Source organism: Aurantimicrobium sp. (genome assembly GCF_036667855.1).
Lineage (GTDB): Bacteria > Actinomycetota > Actinomycetes > Actinomycetales > Microbacteriaceae > Aurantimicrobium.
The window spans coordinates 49,728-58,225 of the sequence record NZ_JAVWTF010000005.1; the positions used below are offsets into that span (position 1 = coordinate 49,728).

Below are 8,498 nucleotides of genomic sequence, written 5' to 3' on the forward strand. Positions count from 1 at the left end.
CACTCAGATGTGAGTGATCCGATACTCGACTTCGTGGTGAAGTGCCCCCATGCGCTTCCCTGTCTTTGCCCTTATTGCCCCACTTGTCACCAGTGTTGTGTTGTTCCTGATTACAGGCTCTGCTTACACACTCCTCTTTGCCCTTCTGGGGCCAGTTATGGCGGTTGCCCAGTACTTCGATGGCAAGTTTCATACCAAACGAGAAGCGCTTAAGCAGGCAGAGCGTGAAGACGAGGAAGAGATTTCTCAGTCTCAGCAAAAACAACTCGAAGCACTCGCTCATCGAGAGGAGATGCTCCGGCGCAATCCTCCCAGCAGCGCCTATGCAGAACCCGGAAACAGGATGAGGCCGCCGTGGGCTGCAGGAGCCCAGTCAGCAGGCGACGAGCGTGTGGTGCGACTAGGGGTTGATCGCACAGACGGATTGCCTGTTCTGTTGGATATCACAACAGGTATCGCTGTGAGAGGGACTGATGTTGAGGCGAAATCGGTTATACGTGCGATGGCATTCCAGTTGGCGTGGAATTGGGGAAGCCATGAGATCACGCGTGTGGGGATCGAACTTTCTGCAGAACCAGAACTGGTTGCCTTGCTCTCTCCAACGAAGAGTTTCAACGTCGTAGTGAGCCATATTTCCGATATGGACACCATCCCGGTGGGATTGCGTTATCTGCTCAAAGTGGAGCATGGACGAGCCACCTTGCTCGACACAGTCGATGCCATGGCCGCTCCCATCGAGCTGTCGGTGGATCTGCTCACCCGAGCTGAAGCGAACCTCATCCTGCCCAAATTAGTGGCAGAAACTACTCCCGAAACGAAAGAACGAGAAGTCATTCCCCAACGTGTTGAGACCGTCCTCAACACCACAGGAATGTGGCAGTCCACTAGAGAAAGTTTGGTTGTCAATGTGGGGAGGCAACAGTCATATCCACTCCTGCTTGACCTCGTCACCGCCGGACCACATGCCGTCATCACAGGAATGACAGGTTCAGGCAAGACAGAGTTCCTGAAAACTTGGCTTGTTGCACTAGCTGCCAGTTATTCGCCCGATGAACTCTCCTTCCTGATTATTGATTTCAAAGGTGGCGCCGGCTTTAGCCAGCTCACGGGCTTGGCACATGTTGTGGGAATGGTGACAGACCTTGATAACGCAGAAGCTCATCGTGCCTTGACGTCACTGCATGCAGAGATTCGCTATCGGGAACGGGTCCTGGCGCAGTGTGGAGCAGGGGATATTGCAGCTCTCGGTGAAGGCATTCAGCTCGGGCGTCTCATCGTCATTGTTGATGAATTTCGTGCCGTTCTCGAAGCGTTCCCGGAACTGCAGAGCGTCTTTGTGGACCTCGCTGCAAGGGGAAGATCTCTCGGAATTCATTTGATTCTCTCCAGCCAGCGTGTGGGTGGAGCTCTCGGTGATGCGTTACTGGCGAACTGTGCTCTGAGGGTGGGATTCCGTGTTTCACAGAAACAAGATTCCCAGGCGCTGTTGGGAGATGACGCTGCTTTTGTTCTTCCCCACATCCCAGGCCGAGCTGTGATTGTGGGTACGGGTCTGGATCAGAAAGAGTTCCAAGCAGCATGTCTGACAGAGCAAGACATTGAGGTCGTCGAAGCAAAGACCGATCAATGGCGGCAGGAACATCTCGGATGGTCACCTCGATTGCCGTGGTTACCGCCTCTGCCTTCAGTGATTCGTTCAGTCGACTTACCTGAGCCTCTCGATGGAGCTGCTTGGTTGGGACTGGCAGATATCCCAGAACACCAGGTGCAAACATGGGCACAGTACTCACCACGTTCCGAGGGGAACCTACTCATCACAGGTCCTGCACGTTCAGGGAAAAGCAATGCCTGCCAACTCATTGCTCAGCAGTTGGGCTTTGGTGTGATTGTTGAGGCTGAACAGGCTTGGGATGTTGTCGTTGGGGGAGCAGCACCAGAGGAAGGCTTCGTCGTCGACGACCTTGATGCCATCCTGGATGACTTCGATCTGGAGCATCGTGAGGAATTCATCCAGTGCCTCACGCGCGTGGTGAGGAACGCCCCTAAGAAGGGCAAAGCTGTGGTGTTGGGGTGCAGTGAACACATCCGCGGCGTGACGGGGTTGTTGTCCCTGTTCCCGGCAACTCTTAAGCTTCAGTCGCATGTACAACCCGGCAGGGCTGTGTGGAGTGGGCACGAGGTTCAACTTGTCTTGACGGAGTTTCTAGAGCACCCTGTTGCTCAGGTCGAGAAGCTCGATTTTGACGAGAACACCTCTTATTTGGTTGTGACCCACCGGAAGCGCGAGCTCCTCCTTGCTTGGCAGGAAGAAGAATCAAGACTCTCAGATTTGGGCGAAGGGATTTCTGTTCAGGTTCAGAATTCACCATCCATCGTGGTGGGAACACCGGATGAGTGGATGTCTCAACCTGCACTCCTTGGGGCACTCAAGCACTCCTCTGTTGTGGTGCTGGATGGCTGCACCAGTTCAGAACTTCGAGGTTTGCGTCTGCGGTCGGGTCTGTTTCCTCACACGGGGTATGGAAAAACCCTTGTGGTCGAACCTGATGGCTCGACCACAAGGGTCATTCTGTGAACTTCTTTACGCGAAGATTGCGTCGAGGTCGCTGTATTCCAGACCCGTTGCCTGAGCAACAGGTGCGTTGGTTACAGCACCGGCGTGGGTGTTGAGGCCCAGACGCAGTGAAGGGTCTGCCTTGAGGGCTGCGTGCCATCCGTTGTTGGCGATAGAGCGCAGGTAAGGCAGGGTTGCGTTGGTCAGTGCGTAGGTCGAGGTGTTGGGAACAGCACCTGGCATGTTAGCTACGCAGTAGAACAGCGAGTTGTGAACCTGGAAGGTGGGCTCAGCGTGAGTGGTTGCGTGAGTGTCTGCGAAGCAGCCACCCTGGTCTACTGCGATGTCCACGAGAACGCTGCCGGGCTTCATGCGCTTGACGAGGTCGTTGCTGACCAGCTTGGGAGCCTTAGCGCCAGGAATCAGAACTGAACCGATCACCATGTCTGCTTCAAGACATGCCTTTTCGATCTCGAAGGAGTTCGACGCGATGGTCTTGATGCGTCCGTCGTAGAGAGCGTCGAGCTCACGCAGGCGGAACAAGTTGGTGTCGAGAACAGTTACTTCTGCACCCATACCTGCAGCAACCTGCACGGCGTTGGTTCCAGCAACACCGCCACCAAGAACTACAACCTTGGCTGGGTGAGTTCCGGGAACGCCAGGAACGAGGAGGCCGGGGCCACCGTTGGGCTTGAGCATAACGTTGGCACCGAGGATGGGAGCAAGACGACCTGCAACCTCACTCATGGGAGCAAGCAGTGGAAGCTGACGAGTGGGAAGCTGAACGGTTTCATAGGCAATACCGGTGACCTTGGCGTCAACCAGTGCCTTGGTGAGCTCAGGCTCAGCTGCGAGGTGGAGGTAGGTGAAGAGAACAAGTCCCTCACGGAAGTACTTGTATTCGCTGGCAATAGGTTCTTTAACCTTGAGCAGAACATCAGCTGCTGCCCAAGCTTCTTCAGCGGTGGCGACGATCTTCGCACCAGCGGCTTTGTAAGCCTCATCGGTGATTGAAGAGCCGAGACCTGCTCCAGCTTGAACGAGAACTTCGTGTCCGTTACCAACGAGTTCGTGCACGCCTGCGGGGGTAATTGCAACGCGGAACTCGTTGTTCTTGATTTCGGTGGGGACTGCGACCTTCATGACACTCCTAGTACGGGCTCATCCCTCGTTGGATGAGTACCTCCCTACTTTATCCCGTCAAGCGACGGAATCGGAAGTATTTTTGAAGAATTCATACGGATTTCGTAAATTTGATTCAAAATTATGAGGATTTCCTCAGGGTGCGAAAGTTCCTCTGGGAAATTACTTCGCTGGGGCAGGGGTCATGTTTGTGCTCAATTCGACCAGTTCGCTCAGTGGTGATAATGTTGACCTTCGGTTCGGAACACAATTTCGAACCAACTGCACCTCTAGCTCAATTGGCAGAGCAACTGACTCTTAATCAGTGGGTTCCGGGTTCAAGTCCCGGGGGGTGCACCAACTACTACAAGGCTAGTCCCCAGTAATCCAGCGGGTTCTAGCCTTTGTGTCTGTCCCCAGTAGTACCATTACGAAACAACAGATAATAGTCGAATCTGGCATATATCTGGCACGAAGGGGCGATAAGTGCCACAAACACCTACTAACACGAATCGTCTGCTCATGGGGGAGCTCGTGGCGAAGCACCTGCCGGGCGCACGCTACTTTATGCCCGAAGCCACCTATCTCGCCTGGGTGGACTGCCGTCCGTTGAAACTGGGGGGTGACCCCGCACAGAACTTTGAAGAGAAGGCCAAGGTGGCGTTCAGCCCAGGATCCTTCTTCGGTGACGCAGGGGCGGGCCACGTCCGCATTAACTTTGCTACCAGCCCCACAATATTGACGGAAGCTTTGCTTCGCGCGGGAACCGTCCTGCTCTAGGGCTTATTCCTCGGGCGTCGAGGATTCGTGACGGCGACGACTGGCACGGATACTGAGCCAGATGATGACCAGAGCGGCAAAGGCGATGACGGCCAGGATGGCGAGCCAGGGGAGTAAGAATCCCAGCGCCACCACAAATACGCTGCCGGCGTTAACGAGAGCGGACCAGCCCTGAGAAAGGCCATCCCAGAAACTCTGGGACGTTGGCGCTGCGTCGGTAGTGGCAATTACTGAGACGGACAGCGTCGCCAAGTCGACTTGGTTGGACAGGTAGTCCCGCTGGGAGACCAAGCTGTCGAGTTCGGCTTGGCGCTGAGCAAGAGCACTTTCGGCGGCCAGAAGGTCGGCCGTGTTGGTGGCGTTCGCCATCAAAGCGGTGAGGCGGTCAACGGAGGTTGTGAGGCTGGCAATGCGAGCATCCACATCGGTTACCTGCAGCGTGACGTCGCTTTCGCTCTGGCTTGACGAAACGAAGGTTCCGAGTGCCAGCACTTCGGCAGTGGCAGCATCGAACTTGTCGGCAGGGATGCGAAGAGTGACGTAGATGCTCTCGCTTTGGTATTCGCTGGCTGGGGAGTTGCTGCTGTCTTGAACGTAGCCTCCCGCGTTGGCGGCGATTGTCGCGAGTTCCGGGGCAACCTCGAGGGGGTGGTCGACCGCGACAGAGACGGATGCCGTCTTGATCACGGAACGAGAAACGTCGGTGCTGACGCTGCCACTGGCGTCTGACGCGACGCTCCCGTCGGCGTTTGTCTTGAGGCCCTCGGCGGTCACCATGCCCGAGTCCATTCCTGGTTCCACGGCCGAAATCGAATCGACCGACCCCGTTGTCAAGCCACCAGTGCCCGAAGCACAGCCAGCTAACAGCAACGTAGAAGCAAGGGCACCCGCCACAAGAAATCGTTTCATGACAAAAGTGTAATGGGGGACGAAATCTGCTGTCACTGCGTCTTCAGTAAACGCTCAGGTTATGACGGAGGCGACTCAGTATTGAATGGGGATGGGCTCTGTGTCGGGGATGGGGCTGAGGTCGCGGTTGCGCAGGTCGGGACTCCACGGCTTGGCGATGAGAGCAGCGACGGTTCCCGTGCCGGCAAACAGGGCGGCCACGATGATGGCGGCGGAGGGGCGGGGTGATGCAATTCACCCTAAAAAAGCCCCGCCTAAGGGCAATACCGAATAAAAAAAGTTCACTGACTACGTCGCGGGGGTTGCTGGATTACTCAAAGAAACAGGGCGATCCTGAACTGTGGATAACCTGTCTATCTGGCACGTATCTGGCACGTTACTTCGAGCGCGACCCTAATTCCCAGTAATTACTTGAAATACTGGCTATTTTGCTACTGTCTCTTAATCAGTGGGTTCCGGGTTCAAGTCCCGGGGGGTGCACAAACACTAAGACCACCTCTCGCCAGGTGGTCTTTTTGTTTGGATAACAGCACACCACTATCCGAGATAATTGACCTATGGCTTCCCCCACAACACCTGCGCCCAACGGCATTGTGTTGATTGACAAGCCACAAGGTTTCACCAGTCATGACGCAGTGGCTCGTATTCGTAAGCTCGCTGGCACCCGCAAGGTGGGTCACGCCGGAACGTTAGATCCTATGGCAACAGGTTTGCTCATCTTGGGATTAGGGCCATCGACTCGTTTGCTCACCTTCATTGTGGGATTGAGCAAGGAATACGTCGCCACGATTCGTCTGGGTTCTTCAAGCACGACCGATGATGCTGAGGGTGACCTCCTGGGTTTTGCACCCCAAGCACAGCTCGATCGTGTGACCGATGAACTCATTGCAGAGGGCATCATTCCACTCACAGGCGAGATCGAACAGGTTCCCAGCACGGTTAGTGCCATCAAGGTGGGCGGCAAGCGTGCCTATGCATTGGCCCGCGCGGGGGAGACAGTGGAGCTCAAAGCTCGTGCGGTCACCATCTATGCCTTCGATGTTCAGAGCATTACTCGTGGATCTGACGAGGAGGGCAACGGCTTCATTGATGTTGAAGTGCGGGTGGAGTGCTCCTCGGGGACCTATATCCGTGCACTTGCTCGAGACCTGGGATTCAAGCTGGGTGTGGGTGGTCATCTCACTGCCTTGCGCAGAACACGTATCGGTTCTTTCCACGTCACCGATGCCCATGATTTAGACAAGCTGGAGAGCGCACCAGAGCTCATGACCCCAGCTGATGTGGCACGAGGAATCTTCTCTGCGGTGGATCTCAATGAGACTCAAGCCGTCGAACTCTCTCAGGGTAAAAAAGTTCTTCTTGAGGGGTATCCCGACAGCAAAGAGCCCGTCGCAGCTATCGGCCCGGGGGATAGGCTGGTGGGACTGGTTACTGTGAAGAAAAACCAGACTCGTGTCGTGGTGAATTTCCCCACTGAAACCGAAGGTTCTTAACTCATGATCGACTGGTTTACTGCCCTGCAGATAGGCGTAGCCGTGACTGGTGGCGTGCTTGCCGTTGTTCTGGGTTTGATGGGGCGCCGACCCAGTGACTTGACCATGGCTTTTGCTGGTGTTGTTGCGTTGCTGTTGATTGTTCAGCTGGCTGTGACCATCGCCGGACCACTCACAGGTAATCGACCTACCGGAAGCCTGTTCGAGTTTTATATCTATCTGATCAGTGCCATCTTCCTGCCCGTAGCTTCCGGATTCTGGGCGCTCATTGATCGCAGTCGTTGGAGCACAGTGATTTTGGGTGTGGCACAGCTCGCTGTTGCTGTCATGCTGTACCGCATGGGACAGATCTGGTTCATTCAGGGCGTCTAGTCCTCGTGAACCTAGAATTGACTCACCATGTCTGACACTTCCTCACCGGTATCTCGACGCTCAGGCGCGGGTCGCATTCTGATTGCGATTTACCTGGTGTTGGCATTGGCGGCTACCGGTCGATCGTTTTATCAACTGGTGGCCAAGTTTGATCAGGCACCCCTGGCGTATTCGCTTTCTGCGCTCGCGGCGGTTGTCTATGTCGTTGCCACGATTGCGCTGATTGCCCCCGGCGCGGTCTGGTACCGCATTGCGCAGATCACGATTGGTTTTGAGCTAGCTGGTGTGTTGATTGTGGGTGCGCTGAGTTTGCTCATGCCCGCACTCTTTGCTCACCCCACCGTCTGGTCCTTCTTCGGTATGGGTTATCTCTTTATCCCACTGGTGATGCCCATTATTGGTCTGCGGTGGTTGCGTAAGCACCCTGAAACGAAATCCGTCTGATGTTTCACTGGCGTTCTCTTGCGGAGGTCCCATCTGGATGGGGGCCCAGTGCGGTCACCATTGGCAAGTTCGATGGTGTTCACGTGGGGCACGTGGAAATTCTCCGGCAGCTTGGTGAGATTTCTTCCATGCGTGGATTGAAATCGACCGTGATTACATTTGATCGCCACCCAGCTTCGTTACTGTCACCAGAGCAGCTACCAGCAGACATCCTCTCCACCGAGGATCGTCTGGCACTGATTGACCAAGAGAACATAGATGCCAGCTTGGTGCTGGCCTTCGATACGGAACTTGCAGGCCTCAGCCCCCGGGCCTTCGTCACTAGCATTTTGCTCGGCAAACTCAACACCCAGGCAGTATTGGTCGGTCATGACTTCCGCTTTGGTGACCACGCCTCAGGCGATGTTGCAACACTGCAGGAACTTGGCGCAGAGCTCGGTTTTGATGTGGTGCTCATTGATGACGTTGCCCCAGTTGATGGCGTGCGCGTGTCGTCTTCGCTCATTCGTGAACTCATGGCTTCAGGAGATGTGGCGACGGCAGCGAAGCTGCTAGGTCGCTTGCCTCGCGTCAATGGTGAAGTAGTTCACGGTCACAAGCGTGGGCGCGAACTCGGTTTCCCCACTGCCAACCTCTCTCAAGAAGCCACGGGACTCGTGCCCAGCGATGGCGTCTATGCGGGCTGGTTCGTTGACGGAGGTCACCGGTATCCCGCAGCAATTTCTGTAGGAACTAACCCCACTTTTGAAGGTGTGAACAAGCGCACCGTCGAAGCTTTCCTCTTGGATCAGAACCTGGATCTTTATGGTCACCAGGTCACGATT

General features: G+C 55.4%; 9 protein-coding genes and 1 tRNA gene. 7 read left to right on the plus strand and 3 right to left on the minus strand.

Annotated elements, in window-relative coordinates:
* Positions 1 to 49 precede the first annotated feature (49 nt).
* Positions 50 to 2,575, plus strand: coding sequence for an FtsK/SpoIIIE domain-containing protein (locus RR877_RS02690; RefSeq protein WP_332619017.1), 2,526 nt, complete (start codon positions 50 to 52; stop codon positions 2,573 to 2,575).
* Positions 2,576 to 2,581: 6 nt separating this feature from the next.
* On the opposite strand, the gene ald is transcribed toward RR877_RS02690, so the two are convergent.
* On the minus strand, positions 2,582 to 3,697 hold the full coding sequence (gene ald / locus RR877_RS02695) for an alanine dehydrogenase (RefSeq protein ID WP_110233858.1): 1,116 nt from the start codon (positions 3,695 to 3,697) through the stop codon (positions 2,582 to 2,584).
* A 263-nt stretch (positions 3,698 to 3,960) separates the two neighbouring features.
* On the opposite strand from ald, the gene RR877_RS02700 reads away from it, so the two are divergent.
* Both RR877_RS02700 and RR877_RS02705 read left to right on the plus strand, forming a co-directional pair.
* Positions 3,961 to 4,036, plus strand: a tRNA-Lys gene (locus RR877_RS02700).
* 126 nt (positions 4,037 to 4,162) lie between these two features.
* Positions 4,163 to 4,456: a hypothetical protein gene (locus RR877_RS02705; RefSeq protein WP_332551295.1), complete on the plus strand. Its 294-nt coding sequence runs from the start codon at positions 4,163 to 4,165 to the stop codon at positions 4,454 to 4,456.
* A 3-nt stretch (positions 4,457 to 4,459) separates the two neighbouring features.
* Here the strand turns inward: RR877_RS02705 and RR877_RS02710 are convergent, their stop codons facing one another.
* Together RR877_RS02710 and RR877_RS02715 are read right to left on the minus strand one after the other, a co-directional pair.
* Positions 4,460 to 5,365, minus strand: a complete 906-nt coding sequence (locus RR877_RS02710) for a DUF4349 domain-containing protein (protein WP_332627673.1) — start codon at positions 5,363 to 5,365, stop codon at positions 4,460 to 4,462.
* A gap of 75 nt (positions 5,366 to 5,440) precedes the next feature.
* Positions 5,441 to 5,566, minus strand: coding sequence for a hypothetical protein (locus tag RR877_RS02715; protein ID WP_332551292.1), 126 nt, complete (start codon positions 5,564 to 5,566; stop codon positions 5,441 to 5,443).
* Between the two features lie 356 nt (positions 5,567 to 5,922).
* Between RR877_RS02715 and truB the strand changes: the two genes are divergently transcribed.
* The 4 genes from truB to RR877_RS02735 form a co-directional block, all read left to right on the plus strand.
* Positions 5,923 to 6,858 carry a tRNA pseudouridine(55) synthase TruB gene (gene truB, locus RR877_RS02720; RefSeq protein WP_332551291.1) on the plus strand — a complete coding sequence of 312 codons (936 nt, stop codon included), beginning with the start codon at positions 5,923 to 5,925 and terminating at the stop codon, positions 6,856 to 6,858.
* Positions 6,859 to 6,861: 3 nt separating this feature from the next.
* Positions 6,862 to 7,230, plus strand: a complete 369-nt coding sequence (locus RR877_RS02725) for a hypothetical protein (RefSeq protein WP_110233852.1) — start codon at positions 6,862 to 6,864, stop codon at positions 7,228 to 7,230.
* Positions 7,231 to 7,257: 27 nt separating this feature from the next.
* The gene (locus RR877_RS02730) at positions 7,258 to 7,674 is read left to right on the plus strand and encodes a hypothetical protein (RefSeq protein WP_332551290.1); all 417 of its coding nucleotides are present in this window, start codon (positions 7,258 to 7,260) and stop codon (positions 7,672 to 7,674) included.
* The coding region (locus RR877_RS02735; protein ID WP_332627674.1) for a bifunctional riboflavin kinase/FAD synthetase at positions 7,674 to 8,498 on the plus strand (825 nt) is incomplete at its 3' end. The genes RR877_RS02730 and RR877_RS02735, both read left to right, overlap by 1 nt.

What these genes read in the sequence shown, in the direction of transcription:
- truB (WP_332551291.1), top strand. Translation starts at nt 5,923, where the DNA reads ATGGCTTCCCCCACAACACCTGCGCCCAACGGCATTGTGTTGATTGAC.
- ald (WP_110233858.1), bottom strand. Translation starts at nt 3,697, where the DNA reads ATGAAGGTCGCAGTCCCCACCGAAATCAAGAACAACGAGTTCCGCGTT.
- RR877_RS02710 (WP_332627673.1), bottom strand. Translation starts at nt 5,365, where the DNA reads ATGAAACGATTTCTTGTGGCGGGTGCCCTTGCTTCTACGTTGCTGTTA.
- RR877_RS02690 (WP_332619017.1), top strand. Translation starts at nt 50, where the DNA reads ATGCGCTTCCCTGTCTTTGCCCTTATTGCCCCACTTGTCACCAGTGTT.
- RR877_RS02725 (WP_110233852.1), top strand. Translation starts at nt 6,862, where the DNA reads ATGATCGACTGGTTTACTGCCCTGCAGATAGGCGTAGCCGTGACTGGT.
- RR877_RS02730 (WP_332551290.1), top strand. Translation starts at nt 7,258, where the DNA reads ATGTCTGACACTTCCTCACCGGTATCTCGACGCTCAGGCGCGGGTCGC.